Annotated in this window: 12 protein-coding genes; 3 read left to right on the top strand and 9 right to left on the bottom strand. The window is 62.9% G+C overall.

All coding sequences use genetic code 11. From position 1 onward, the window contains the following. Nucleotide 1: 1 nt before the first annotated feature. From ACS3WB_RS02520 to cysG, 8 genes are all read right to left on the bottom strand, one after another. Nucleotides 2-790, bottom strand: coding sequence for a 3-hydroxybutyrate dehydrogenase (locus tag ACS3WB_RS02520; RefSeq protein ID WP_438273976.1), 789 nt, complete (start codon nucleotides 788-790; stop codon nucleotides 2-4). A 116-nt stretch (nucleotides 791-906) separates the two neighbouring features. After that, on the bottom strand, nucleotides 907-1416 hold the full coding sequence (locus ACS3WB_RS02515) for a CAP domain-containing protein (RefSeq protein ID WP_438273975.1): 510 nt from the start codon (nucleotides 1414-1416) through the stop codon (nucleotides 907-909). Between the two features lie 324 nt (nucleotides 1417-1740). After that, nucleotides 1741-2790, bottom strand: a complete 1050-nt coding sequence (locus ACS3WB_RS02510; RefSeq protein ID WP_438273974.1) for a sulfate/molybdate ABC transporter ATP-binding protein — start codon at nucleotides 2788-2790, stop codon at nucleotides 1741-1743. After that, nucleotides 2780-3649 (bottom strand): sulfate ABC transporter permease subunit CysW, encoded by an 870-nt coding sequence (gene cysW, locus ACS3WB_RS02505; protein WP_438273973.1) that lies wholly within the window; start codon nucleotides 3647-3649, stop codon nucleotides 2780-2782. The genes ACS3WB_RS02510 and cysW overlap by 11 nt, the downstream gene beginning before the upstream one ends. Nucleotides 3650-3661: 12 nt before the next feature. After that, complete coding sequence (gene cysT, locus ACS3WB_RS02500) at nucleotides 3662-4498, bottom strand: sulfate ABC transporter permease subunit CysT (protein WP_438273972.1); 837 nt, start codon at nucleotides 4496-4498, stop codon at nucleotides 3662-3664. Nucleotides 4499-4522: 24 nt separating this feature from the next. Next, nucleotides 4523-5512 carry a sulfate ABC transporter substrate-binding protein gene (locus ACS3WB_RS02495; RefSeq protein ID WP_438273971.1) on the bottom strand — a complete coding sequence of 330 codons (990 nt, stop codon included), beginning with the start codon at nucleotides 5510-5512 and terminating at the stop codon, nucleotides 4523-4525. A 118-nt stretch (nucleotides 5513-5630) separates the two neighbouring features. Further along, a complete protein-coding gene (locus ACS3WB_RS02490) occupies nucleotides 5631-6395 on the bottom strand; it encodes a phosphoadenylyl-sulfate reductase (protein ID WP_438273970.1) in 765 nt (254 codons plus the stop codon). Next, nucleotides 6392-7825, bottom strand: coding sequence for a siroheme synthase CysG (cysG, locus tag ACS3WB_RS02485; protein WP_438273969.1), 1434 nt, complete (start codon nucleotides 7823-7825; stop codon nucleotides 6392-6394). Before cysG ends, ACS3WB_RS02490 begins: the two co-directional genes overlap by 4 nt. A gap of 260 nt (nucleotides 7826-8085) precedes the next feature. On the opposite strand from cysG, the gene cysD reads away from it, so the two are divergent. The 3 genes from cysD to ACS3WB_RS02470 all read left to right on the top strand — a co-directional run bounded on the left by cysD (nucleotide 8086) and on the right by ACS3WB_RS02470 (nucleotide 13331). Beyond that, nucleotides 8086-8892: a sulfate adenylyltransferase subunit CysD gene (cysD, locus tag ACS3WB_RS02480; protein WP_438273968.1), complete on the top strand. Its 807-nt coding sequence runs from the start codon at nucleotides 8086-8088 to the stop codon at nucleotides 8890-8892. 25 nt (nucleotides 8893-8917) lie between these two features. After that, nucleotides 8918-10843, top strand: a complete 1926-nt coding sequence (gene cysC, locus ACS3WB_RS02475) for an adenylyl-sulfate kinase (protein ID WP_438273967.1) — start codon at nucleotides 8918-8920, stop codon at nucleotides 10841-10843. Between the two features lie 298 nt (nucleotides 10844-11141). Then, entirely contained in the window at nucleotides 11142-13331 is a 2190-nt protein-coding gene (locus ACS3WB_RS02470) for a malate synthase G (RefSeq protein ID WP_438273966.1), read from the top strand. A gap of 84 nt (nucleotides 13332-13415) precedes the next feature. On the opposite strand, the gene ACS3WB_RS02465 is transcribed toward ACS3WB_RS02470, so the two are convergent. After that, entirely contained in the window at nucleotides 13416-13571 is a 156-nt protein-coding gene (locus ACS3WB_RS02465) for a hypothetical protein (protein ID WP_438273965.1), read from the bottom strand. Nucleotides 13572-13654 lie beyond the last annotated feature (83 nt).

Genomic DNA, 13654 nt, shown 5'->3' with positions numbered 1-13654 from the left:
GTCAGGCCGCCGTCCAGCCGCCGTCGATCGACAGATTGCTTCCGGTGATCTGCGCGGCATCGTCGCCGCACAGATAAAGCGCCAGAGCGGCGACCTGCTCCACGGTGACGAACTGCTTGGTCGGCTGCGCCGCGAGCAGCACGTCGTTGACGACCTGCTCTTTTGTCATATCGCGCGCCTTCATGGTGTCGGGAATCTGCTTCTCGACCAGCGGTGTCCAGACATAGCCCGGGCTGATGCAGTTGCAGGTGATCTTGTGAGCCGCAAGCTCCAGCGCCACCGTCTTGGTGAGACCGACAATGCCGTGCTTTGCGGCGACATAGGCCGACTTGAAAGGCGAGGCCACCAGCGAATGCGCCGAGGCGGTGTTGATGATGCGGCCCCAGCCGCGTCGCTTCATACCGGGAACGGCTGCGCGAATAGTGTGGAACGCCGAAGACAGGTTGATCGCGATGATCGCGTCCCATTTCTCGCGCGGAAACTCCTCGATCGGCGACACGAACTGGATGCCCGCATTGTTGACGAGGATATCGACCGCGCCGAAGGTCGCCTCGCCGAGCGCGATCATCCCCGCGATGTCGTCGGGCTTGGTCATGTCGGCCGGCGAATAGACCGCGCCGACCTCGAACTCGCTTTCGATGGCGGAGCGTTCCTTCTCGATGTCGGCGGACGCGCCGAATCCGTTGATTACGACATTGGCGCCGGCACCGGCGAAAGCGCGGGCGTAGGCGAGGCCAATGCCGCTGGTCGAACCGGTCACGACCGCGGTTTTGCCTTTCAGATTCGTCATCGTTATCTCCTGCCGGAGCCTTCTCCTGTCCCGAGGAGAGTCGCTTGAGGCCGCAGCGTGGCGCTGGTTCACGCTGGCGTCAATCACCGCCGACGGCGGCTCCCTTCACGCAAGGGTTATCGCTCATCCGGGGAGGCAAGAACGAGAGTCCAGAACACCTTGTACTTGCTGTCCGGCGCATAGGTCGCGGCGATGCCCAGCTTTGTGACGCCGTTCTTCAGCATGTTCGCCCGGTGAGGCGGCGAATCACGCCAGCCCGAAAACGCCTCGGCGAGGGTGTGATAGCCCGCGCCGATATTCTCGACCGCCAGTTTCGCCGGATAGCCCGCCGCCGCCAGCCGCCTGGGCAACGTGCCGGCGATGTCGTGGTCCATCTTGTTGCGCTTGGCCATCACCATCGACTGTGTTTCGGCGACTTTCATCAATTCCGGGTCGACCGCGACAGGACCGAGGCCGTTATTGGCGCGATAGCCGGAAATCATGGACGCCGCCACCACGGGATCCAGCTTGGCTCCGCCATGGGCCATGTCGAGATAGAATGCCGGCTGTTCCGGAACTGCATTTTCCACGGCGGCGCATCCGGCCAGCGTCATAAGGCCGAGAATCGCGGCAAAGATACGGATCATTCTCGTGTCCTGAATCCGAAGTTCGCCTCACCACGCTGCGCCCTCCGGAGCGAACTTCGGATTCGAAAGGACACGCCAACTGATATTTGCAAGCGGTCCTTCGGTTCGAACATTCGCAACAAGACACGCTGAAACGGGAGCGAATGTTAGAATCGGACCACTGATTCCCCAATCAGGCGGAGTTGTTGCACACCAACCGTGGCTGAAAGGTGAACGATCCCGCTAGCGTTTTTCGGGCGAAGCCTGTCCTCGGGACTGACCCGAGGATGGACACCGGTTCGCATTGAGAAAACGGGTCAAAAAAAACCTGAGACTGGCCGGCTTCTAGGCACCGTCCGCAAAAATGCGATAGCGCCGCGGCTGCAAACCGACGACCTCGCCGTCGCGAAGCTCGCGGTCGCGCGGAGCGTCGATTTCAATGATGGTTTCGCCACGGCTACCTGACACGGCGATGTCGGCCCGCTGGATCGGGCCGAAGGTCCGCACCCGCCGCACGGTCCCTTCGAGGCCGCCCCAGCCCGGCGGGCTGATCTGCATGTCGTGGCGACGCACGAACAGTTTCGAGGGTCCCGCATTGCCGCGCTCTGCGGCGATATTCAGCGGCGTGTCGCCGAGCCGTACCCGGCCGTCGTCAACCTCCACCGGCAGAACGATGGACTCACCGATGAAGCCATGGACGAACGCCGTCTGCGGATTGTCATAGACGTCGCTCGGCGTTCCGATCTGCTCGATGCGTCCCTTGTCCATCACAACCACGCTGTTGGCGACTTCGAGCGCCTCTTCCTGATCGTGTGTCACGAAGATCGAGGTGACGTTGATTTCCTCGTGCAGCGAGCGCAGCCATGTCCGTAGTTCCTTGCGCACCTTGGCGTCGAGCGCGCCGAACGGCTCGTCGAGCAGCAGAACGCGCGGCTCGATCGCCAGCGCGCGCGCGAGCGCAATGCGCTGACGCTGGCCGCCGGAAAGCTGGCTCGGATAGCGGCTGGACAGCCAGTCGAGCTGGACCAGGTCCAGCAGCTCCTTGACGCGCGCGCGGATTGCGGCTTCGTCCTTGCGAACGGAACGAGGCTGCACGCGCAGACCGAAAGCGACGTTTTCGAATACCGTCATGTGACGGAACAACGCGTAGTGCTGGAACACGAAGCCGACGCTGCGCTCGCCGGGTGCGCGCGACAGCGCGTTCTCGCCGTCGAAGGCAACCTCTCCGGAATCCGGCCAGTCGAGCCCGGCGATGATGCGCAGCAGCGTGGTCTTGCCGGACCCCGACGGTCCGAGCAGCGCCATCAGCTCGCCATGCGGCACCGTGAGATCGACGTGATCCAGCGCGGCGAAGTCCCCGAACTTTTTCACGATATTGCGGACTTCAATGCTCACTCGGTCGTTGCCCTTCGTCGAGATGCCGTTCGAGAATAGTCTTCACCACCAGGGTGACCAGCGCCAGCAGGGCCAGCAGCGAGGCGATCGCGAACGCCGGTACGAATTGATATTCGTTGTAGAGGATTTCAACCACCAGCGGCATGGTGTTGGTCTCGCCGCGGATGTGACCGGAGACGACGGACACAGCGCCGAACTCACCCATCGCGCGGGCGTTGCAGAGCAGCACACCGTAGAGCAGGCCCCACTTGATGTTCGGCAGCGTGACGCGGAAGAAGGTCTGCAATCCTGACGCGCCGAGCGACAGCGCCGCTTCCTCCTCCGCCGTCCCCTGCTCCTGCATCAGCGGGATCAATGCGCGCGACACGAATGGAAACGTCACGAAAGTGGTTGCGAGCGCAATGCCGGGCAACGCAAACAGAAGCTGAATGTCGTGATCCTGCAACCAGGGCCCGAGAAAGCCCTGTGCGCCGAACAACAGCACGAACACCAGACCGGAGATGACAGGGCTCACCGAGAACGGAAGATCGACCAGCGAGATCAGGAGGGTCTTTCCCGGGAATTCGAATTTGGCGATCGCCCAGGCCGCGATCAGCCCGAACACCAGGTTGAGGCCGACCGAAATCACCGCAACTATCAATGTCAACTTGATCGCCGACAGGGCTTCAGGATCGGCAAGCGCGGCGAGATAGGCATGCGCCCCCCTGGCGAATGCTTCCGCGAACACGATCACCAGTGGCAGCACGATGAACACCGTGAGAAACAGGATGGTGAAGCCGATCAGCAAACCGCGCACCCAGCGCGGTTCGGAGCGGGCATCGGTCCGCTCGAGCGGCACCGCGATCGCGGTTTCAGGCATTGAGGTCGCCTCTCAATGCGCCGGCACGCGTAGCTGCGCCCAGCGTTGCATGCGGTTGACGAGGAAGATGACCAGGAACGCCACCACCAGCATCACGACGGCGATCGCCGTCGCATCGGCATAGCGGAATTCGGACAGCCGGATCACGATCAGCAGCGGCGCGATCTCCGACACGTTCGGCAGGTTGCCGGCGATGAAGATCACCGAACCGTATTCGCCGACCGCGCGCGCGAATGCGAGCGCGAAGCCCGTTAGCAGAGCGGGCAAAAGGCTCGGCAGAATGACGCGGGACACCGTCTGCCAGCGGTTGGCGCCGAGACTTGCGGCCGCTTCCTCGATCTCCGGATCGAGATCGATCAGCACCGGCTGCACGGTGCGAACCACGAAGGGAATGCCGATAAACACCATCGCGACGAAGATGCCGAGCGGCGTGAACGACACCTTGATGCCGAGTTCGGCCAGCGGCGCGCCGAGCCAGCCGTTCTGCGCGAACAACGTCGTCAGCGCGATCCCCGCAACGGCGGTCGGCAATGCGAACGGCACGTCGACGATCGCATCGAAGATGCGGCGTCCCGGAAAGCGATAGCGGACCAGCGCCCAGACGATGATGCCGCCCATCACCAGATTGACCAGCGCGGCGAGAAACGCGAGCCCGAATGAGATCTTCAACGCGTTCAGCGTTCGCCGGCTGGTAACGATGTCAACGAACTGGGCGAAGCTCAATTCGAACGATTTGAGAAACAGTCCGGCGAGAGGAAGCAGAACGATGATGGCGAGCCAGGTGAGCGTCAGCCCCATGGTGAGGCCGAATCCCGGCAAAGTCCGTCGTCGTCCCGATCCTCCTTTCACGTTGCCCCGCTCCGACCCGTCGCATCAGTTCTTGTAGATCTGATCGAAGATGCCGCCTTCGCCGAAATGGACCTTCTGCGCCTTGGTCCAGCCGCCGAACACGTCGTCGATCTTGAACAGTTCAACCTTGGGAAAGGCATCGGCATACTTCTTGATGATGGCGGGATCGGTCGGACGATAGAAATTCCGCGCCGCTATATCCTGCGCATCCGAAGTATACCAGTATTTCAGATAGGCTTCGGCAACGGCGCGCGTTCCCTTCTTGTCCACCACTTTGTCGACAACGGCAACCGGCGGTTCCGCAAGAATGGAGACCGACGGCACAACGATCTCGAACTTGTCCTTTCCGAATTCCTTGAGCGCGAGAAAGGCTTCGTTCTCCCATGCGAGCAGCACGTCGCCGACGCCGCGCTCGACGAAAGTGACGGTCGAGCCGCGCGCGCCGGTATCAAGCACCGGAACGTGCTTGTAGATATCGGCGACAAATTGTCTTGCCTTGTCCTCTCCACCGAATTTCTTCAGCCCATATCCCCACGCCGCCAGATAATTCCACCGCGCGCCGCCGGAGGTCTTCGGATTCGGCGTAATGACGCTTACGCCGGGCTTGATCAGATCGTCCCAGTCCTTGATGCCCTTGGGATTGCCGGTGCGCACCAGAAAGACGATCGTCGACGTATAGGGCGAGGAGTTCTGCGGCAGCCGCTTCTGCCAGTCCTTGGCCAGAAACCCGCGCTCGGCGACGGCGTCAATGTCATAGGCTAGCGCCAGCGTGACGACATCCGCCTGCAGGCCGTCGATCACCGAGCGCGCCTGCTTGCCGGAGCCGCCGTGGGATTGCTTGATCTCGACGCTCTTGCCGGTTTCTTTCTGGTAAGCCGCAGCGAAAGACTTGTTGAAATCGACATAGAGTTCGCGCGTCGGATCGTATGAGACATTCAACAGCGAGACGTCGGCCGCGTATGCAGAGCCGGCCCAGATCAATCCCGCCAAGACCATAAAGCTACGACGAAGCATTTTCCTCTCCATAAGGCCCGCTCGCGGTCATCACCGCGGACCTATGAAACTCGTCAAACGGCAGCTTCAAGTCAACGAAACCACATTTCAATGTTTGCGGCGGCGCAGGGTCATTCCACTACGAAGTCTTCATCGTGTGGATGCCGCATTCCGTCTTGGCTCTGCCGCGCCAGCGGCCGGCGCGCGCTCCCTCGTCCGTGGTCGCGCGCGAGGTGCACGGCATGCATCCGACGGAAAGGAATCCCGATGCGACAAGCGGGTGCGGCGGCAGCTTCGCCGACGCATAGATCGCCTCAATGTCTTCGCGCGAAGCGTTCGCGAACGGATTGAATTTCAGCCGCGCGCCGTCATCCTCGACCACCGGAATGTCGGCGCGCAAGCCACCCTGAAACCGCTTGCGGCCATTGATCCAGGCGTCGAAGGAGGTTAGCGCGCGCGCCAGCGGCGCCACTTTCCGGATACGGCAGCAGGCGTCCGGATCGGTGAACCACAACTCGCGATCGGGGTCCTCGCTCTTCAACGCATCCTCGGACGGTTGAATGGAGCGAACGTCTTTCAACCCGAGCGCGGCGATCAAGGTGTCGCGATAGGCGAGCGTTTCCTCGAACAGCCAGCCGGTGTCGAGGAAGATCACGGGAATGGCCGGATCGACCTCCGCCATCACCTTCAACAGCGCCGCTGATTCGGTGCCGAACGACGACACCAGCGCCAACCGGTCGCGCCCGATCGTGCGCAGCGCCGCCCCGATCACCTCCGCGGGCGAAGCGCCGCCAAGCGAATCGTTCAGCGTCGATGCGGACGACAACGCAGACCGCGCTGCCGTCGACGCCGGCCGTATCGCCGCGTGTGCCGCGGCACTTTCGTTGTCGGGCGAAGACGTCATTCGGCGGCCATCTGGAATGTCTGCGACAGTGGGTTCAGGTTTGAATTGCGCCACGGCGCGGAGCGCGAGACCACGTCGCCGATCACGAGAATCGCGGGACCACCGTCGATCCGGCGAACCAGTGCCGGCAGGCGATCCAGTGTGCCGACGACGGCTTTCGCATCGGGGCGGGTGGCGCGCGCGAACACGCCGACCGGCGTTTCCGGAGAACGGCCCGCCGCGAGCAGGCCGGAACAAATTGCGTCGGCCGCCGTGATGCCCATGTAGACGACCACCGTCATCTTTCTGTCAGTCAGCGCCGACCAGTCCACACTCTCTGCATCCCGCGCTTTGTGTGCGGTGAGGAAGGTGACGCGCAGCGCCTCGTGACGGAAGGTCAGCGGCACTTCCGATTCAGCAGCAGCGCCGAGCGCGGCCGTGATTCCTGGAACCACTGAACAGGCTACACCGGCCTCGCGCAGGGCCTCGACCTCTTCACCGCCACGCCCGAAAACGAAGGGATCGCCGCCCTTGAGACGGACGGCGCGCTGCCCCGACTTCGCCGCATCGATCAGCAGGCGGTTGATCGCGTCCTGGCCGATGCCGGGCTTGCCGACGCGGCGGCCCACCGGAACCCGCGCGGCGTCGCGGCGCGCGCGATCGAGGATTTCCGGCGAGACCAGTTCGTCGTAGAAGACAATGTCGGCGTCCTGCAGCGCGCGCAACGCCTTGACAGTGAGCAGATCCGGATCGCCCGGCCCGGCGCCGACCAGCGTGACATGACCTTCGTTCTGTCGCGACGCCTGTTCGCCCGCGTAAACGGATGGATCGGCAATCGCTGTCAGCGCGCCTTCGGCCTCGTCGGAGCGGCCAGCAAGAACCAAAGCGCCGATCGGACCATCGACGACGCGTTCCCAGAAGCGGCGACGCAACGGCGCATGAGCAATGCGGTCGTGAACCGGCTTGCGCCAGCGCCCGATCAGCGCGGCGAGATCGCCGATCCGCGCTGGCAACAGCGCCTCGATGCGCTCGCGCACGCGGCGCGCCACCACAGGCGATGCACCGCCAGTGCCGACCGCCACCACGACGTCGCCGCGATCGACGATCGCCGGAACGATGAAACTCGAATGCGCGGGATCGTCCATTACATTGACGGGCAAACCCGCCGCCCGCGCACGCGCCGCCACCGCAATGCCGATTTCGCCTGCGTCCGCGCAGAACACCGCAATGATTTCGTTCAGCCCGATCGTTGCGGGGTCGTCTACACGCTCGATCCGCGATGCGGCGGCAGGATCGAGACCGGCGACCGCGAAGTCGCCGTCGGTCGCATGCCAGCGAACCCGGGCCTCCGCAGCCAGTAACAGGCGCAACCGGGCGCGCACCGGATCGCTCGCTCCAACCAGAAGGATCGGACCGGCGCGCGAATCGAGAAAGATCGGGAGGAATTTCATTCTATGTTTCTTCTTCCCCAACAGCAGGGTTGACTGAAATTATTTTCTATTTATGTATCTTGCAAGCGCATCAAACAGAAAATTATTTCTTCTATGCGGCTACGAAAGTATAGAATTTTCTACTTCCAAATGCCGCACGGAAGAGATGCATCTTCTCAGCCTCCAAAATCTGCAATTTTGGCGGCCGCTGACGTCGACAATCAGCGGCTTCGCCGTCGACCGCACATGTAGCAAAGCGCATGTAAGCCAAGGAGCAGGCCATGCAGCCTGGAATGGACCACCTCGATGCGCTGGAAGCGCAGAGCATCTACATTTTTCGGGAAGCCTTCGCCCGTTTGAAAAAGCTCGCGCTGTTGTGGTCGCTCGGCAAGGATTCCAACGTGATGATCTGGCTGGCGCGCAAGGCCTTCTTTGGCCGCGTGCCGTTCCCGGCGCTGCATGTCGACACCGAGAAGAAATTCCCCGAGATGTACGCGTTCCGCGAACGCTATTCCAAGGAGTGGAATCTCGATCTCAAGGTCGACTACTGCCCGCCGATCGACGCGGTCGACCCGACGCTGCCGCCAGCCGCGCGTTCAGCAGCACGCAAGACCGAGGGACTGAAACTCGCGCTGAACAAATACGGCTTCGACGGGCTGATCGCCGGCATCCGCCGCGACGAGGAAGCGACGCGCGCCAAGGAGCGGGTGTTTTCGCCGCGCGGCACAGAGGGCGGATGGGACGTGCGCGATCAGCCGCCGGAATTCTGGGATCAGTTCAACGCATCGCCGCCGCCCGGCGCGCACTTGCGCATCCATCCGATCCTGCATTGGACCGAGGCCGACATCTGGGCCTACACCAAGCGTGAGAACATCCCGATCATTCCGCTCTATCTGGCCAAGAACGGCAAACGCTATCGGTCGCTCGGCGATGCCGACATCACCTTCCCGGTCGCCTCGACCGCGTCAACCATTGACGAGATCCTGATCGAACTCGAAGGCAGCAAAATTCCCGAACGCGCCGGTCGCGCGCTCGATCATGAAACCGAAGACGCGTTCGAGCGGCTTCGGGTCGCCGGCTATCTCTGACCTGAATCGAGTTGAGCGTTTTCCGATGAATATGATCGCCCCCGCCATCGCACCGAACACCGTCCTCGCGACGCCGAACGGCACGACACGTCCACAAGTTCGCATCGTCATCGTCGGCCACGTCGATCACGGCAAGTCGACGCTGGTCGGCCGGCTGTTGCACGAGACCGGCAGCCTGCCTGACGGCAAGCTGGAGATGCTGAAAGCCGTCAGCACCCGGCGCGGCATGCCGTTCGAATGGTCGTTCCTGCTGGACGCGCTGCAGACCGAGCGCGATCAGGGCATCACCATCGACACCACGCAAATCCGCTTCCGCACCCGTTCGCGCGATGTGGTGCTGATCGACGCGCCCGGCCACGCCGAATTCCTCCGCAACATGATCACCGGCGCGGCGCAGGCTGATGGCGCGGTGCTGATCATCGATGCACTCGAAGGCGTGCGCGACCAGACCCGGCGGCACGGCTATCTGCTGCATCTGCTCGGCGTCAAACAGGTCGCGGTCGTCGTCAACAAGATGGATCGCGTCGATTTCAGCGCAGAGCGCTTCGGTGCGATACGCGACGAGATTTCGGCGCATCTGACCGGTCTCGGCATCGCACCGACGGCGGTCATTCCCATTTCCGCCCGCGACGGCGACGGCGTGGCCGAGCGGACGGCGAAGATCGGCTGGTACAACGGGCCGACCGTGGTCGAAGCCCTCGATACTTTGCAACCGGCGCGTCCGCTGGACGAACTGTCGCTGCGCCTGCCGGTGCAGGCGATCTACAAGTTCGACGATCGGCGCATCGTCGCCGGCCGCATCGAGTCGGGTGGCCTGGCCGCGGGCGATGAGATCGTCATCATGCCGGCCGGCAAGATCGCCAAGATCCGCAGCGTCGAAGGCTGGCCGTCAAGCCCGGCCGTGGCGCAAAGTGCCGGACGATCCGTCGGCATCACGCTGGACCGCGAACTGTTCGTCGAACGCGGCGACGTCATCGCGCATGTCGGGTCGGCACCGCGCGACACGCGGCGGATTCGCGCACGCATTTTCTGGCTGCACGAGCAGCCGCTCGCAGCCGGCGCATCCATTCTGCTGCGGCTCGGCAACAAGGAAACCCGCGCCGTCGTCGTCGCCATCGAGAAGGCGGTCGATCCCGGCGAACTGGCGAGCGCCGAGGCCAAGGCGATCGCGCGCAACCATGTCGGCGAGATCGACATCTCGCTGGCGCAGCCGCTCGCCGCCGATCCTTATGTCGACAATCCCCGCACCGGTCGTCTCGTGATCGAGGTCAACGGCCGTATCGCCGGCGGCGGTCTCGTGCTCAGCGTCGATGCAGGACAGCGCGCGGTGCCGGTCGACATCGTGCCGGTGGAATCGGCGCTGCGTCCGGAGGAGCGCTCCGCGCGCTATCGTCATAACGGCGCCGTGGTGTGGCTGACGGGATTGCCCGGATCGGGCAAATCGACGCTGGCGCGCGCGCTGGAGCGAAAACTGTTCGGCGACGGGGGCTCGCCGATCCTGCTCGACGGCGACACCCTGCGCGCGGGGCTGAACGGCGACCTCGGCTTCTCGCCTCAAGACCGCACTGAAAACATCCGCCGGCTCGCGGAAGTCGCCGCCCATCTCGCGCGCAACGGCCATGTTGCGATCGTGGCGGCGGTCTCCCCGTCGCGCGAGGATCGCGCCGCGGCGCGGCGCATCGCCGATGCGGCTTTTCGCGAGGTCTATGTTGCAACGCCGGCCGATGTTTGCGAGAGCCGCGACCCGAAGGGGCATTACGCCAAGGCGCGCGCGGGCGTGCTGCACGGATTCACCGGCATCGGCAGCGACTACCAGCCGCCGGAGACGGTTGAACTGACGATCGATACATCCGCACGTACGGTGGCTGAGGCCGCTGGCGAGATCGAACGGATGCTGATCAGCACCGGCATCCTGTTCGATGACTTGACCGACGTCGCCGCCAACATCTGAGCCTGCGGATACCGCAGGCGCTGAACGTGAACGAACGACCGCCGCGAGCTGTATCACGGCGGTCGTTTTGTTTTTTCAACGGGATTATTCACCTTTTGTAGGGGCGCACGACGCCGGCTTTGGCGCTAGAGTCCGATCCAACTTCGTGGGGATCAGATTCTAGCTTTATCCTTGATCGAGGATGATCATATCCGGTTCCCACTTTTCGGGATCATCCTCTCAAAGTCGATAGCAGCCGAATTTTTGGCAAGCCGCCTTGAAACAGCGCCTTCCTGCCGTTTCTCGTGAGACCTCCGACATGACCCGTATTGATGCTCACGGACTGAAAATCGCGCCGGTCCTGTTCAATTTTATCGCCAACGAGGCCACGCCCGGGACCGGCATTTCGCCGGATGCCTTCTGGGCCGGACTCGCCGCCATCGTGCGCGATCTTGGACCGAAAAACCGCGAATTGCTGGCGATACGCGACACTCTACAGGCGAAGATCGACGAATGGCACCGCGCCAACAAGAGCTGGCCATTCGACATGGAAGCCTATGCCGCGTTTCTGAAAGAGATCGGCTATCTGCAGCCCGAACCGGAGACTCATGCGGTCGAAACCGCTGATGTCGATGAGGAGATCGGAAAGATCTGCGGACCGCAACTGGTGGTGCCGCTGACTAACGCGCGTTACGCGCTGAACGCCGCCAACGCGCGCTGGGGAAGCCTTTACGACGCATTGTACGGCACCGACGCCATTCCGCATGAGGCCGACGAGGCCAGAGGTTACGACAAGGCGCGCGGCGACAAGGTGATCGCGAGGGCAAAGGCGTTCCTCAACCAGGCCGCGCCGCTAGCTGTCGGCAGCCACAGCGACGTGACTGCCTACAGCGTCATCTCAGGGCATCTGTCGGCCAAACTCAAGAGCGGCAATGCCACGGGCCTCAAGACGGAAACACAGTTCGCCGGCTATCAAGGCGATGCGAGCGCGCCGTCCGCAATCCTCCTGGTCAACCACGGCCTGCACATCGAAATCCAAATCGATCGCAGTCACGCCATCGGCAAGGACGACGCCGCGGGGATCGCCGACGTGATCCTCGAGGCTGCCATCAGCACCATCCTCGACATGGAGGACAGCGTCGCTGCTGTCGATGCCGAGGACAAGGTTCTGGTCTATCGCAACGTCCTCGGTCTGATGAACGGCACGCTCACCGACACTTTCGAGAAGCGCGGCAAAACCATCATCCGCGCGCTCAACGCCGACCGCCTCTATACGGCGCCTGACGGCGGCGAGCTAAGGCTGCACGGCCGCAGCCTGCTTCTCATTCGCAACGTCGGCCATCACATGTTTACCGACGCCGTGCTCGACGAGAACGGCACCGACATTCCGGAAGGCATGCTCGACGCGGCGGTGTCCGGCCTGCTCGCGATCCACGATTTCAGCGACGCCTCGAAGACGAAGAACAGCCGAACCGGCTCGGCCTATATCGTCAAGCCGAAGATGCACGGACCTGACGAGGTCGCGCTGACCTGCGAGTTGCTCGCCCGGGTCGAGACAATGCTTGAATTGCCGGAGAATACGCTCAAGGTCGGCGTCATGGACGAGGAACGCCGCACTACCGTCAATCTCAAGGCTTGCGTTCAGGCGGCCGCGAAACGCGTCTGCTTCATCAACACCGGCTTCCTCGACCGCACCGGCGACGAGATTCATACCTCGATGGAAGCAGGACCGATGATCCGCAAGGGTGAGATGAAGGCGCAGCCCTGGATGCAGGCGTACGAAGACTGGAACGTCGACATCGGCCTGATCGATGGCCTGCCAGGCCACGCCCAGATCGGCAAGGGGATGTGGGCCGCGCCCGACAGGATGGCCGACATGCTGGCGCAGAAGATCGGCCATCCCCAGGCCGGCGCCACCACTGCATGGGTGCCATCGCCTACCGCGGCGACACTCCACGCGCTGCACTATCATCAGGTCGATGTGCTGAAACGCCAGCAGGAGCTAAAAGCCGGCGGCCGGCGCGCAGAGCTTGCCGACATCCTCACCATTCCGGTGTCGCAGTCGAATTGGGCACCCGACGATGTGAGGCAGGAGATCGACAACAACTGCCAGGGCATTCTCGGCTATGTCGTGCGCTGGATCGATCAGGGCGTCGGCTGTTCAAAGGTGCCCGACATCCATGACATCGGACTAATGGAGGATCGCGCCACGCTGCGCATCTCCAGCCAGCATCTGGCGAACTGGCTGCATCAGGGCGTCGTCACCCAGAATGAAGTGATGGAATCACTTAAGCGCATGGCCGCCGTCGTCGACGGGCAGAACGCCGGCGATCCCCTCTACAAGCCGATGGCGCCGGAATTCGACGGGCTCGCCTTCCAGGCGGCGTGCGATCTGGTATTCAAGGGCCGCGAACAACCGAACGGCTACACAGAGTACATCCTGACCGGGCGCAGGCGGGAGGCCAAGGCTAGAGTTAAGGCGCAAGGAAAGACGACGGCTGACGGTTGACCTGCGATCGGCGCGATCGAGACGAATATCCCCGGCGTAAGCGCCGAGGGAAATCGTGCTCATCCAAGGCGGGCGGCGCGGGTCTCAGAATATCGGAAGATATTTCAACGCTGAGGCTACACCGAGCACGATAACGGTTACGCTGGCGATCTGCTTGCCGCGGACGTCCAGCGGCGCCACGCTGATGAAGTACAGCACAAGAACAACGATGAAGAACGTGATCAGGACGCTGATCAGCATTGTTGCCTCCTCCACAATTGATCGCAAGATTCAGGACGGAGAAAGCGCCCTCGCGATATTGGCGCGCGAGGCAATCCAGACAA

This window comes from Nitrobacter sp. (genome assembly GCF_051535215.1).
Classification (GTDB): domain Bacteria; phylum Pseudomonadota; class Alphaproteobacteria; order Rhizobiales; family Xanthobacteraceae; genus Nitrobacter.
This window is presented reverse-complemented; position numbering and strand designations above follow the sequence as displayed.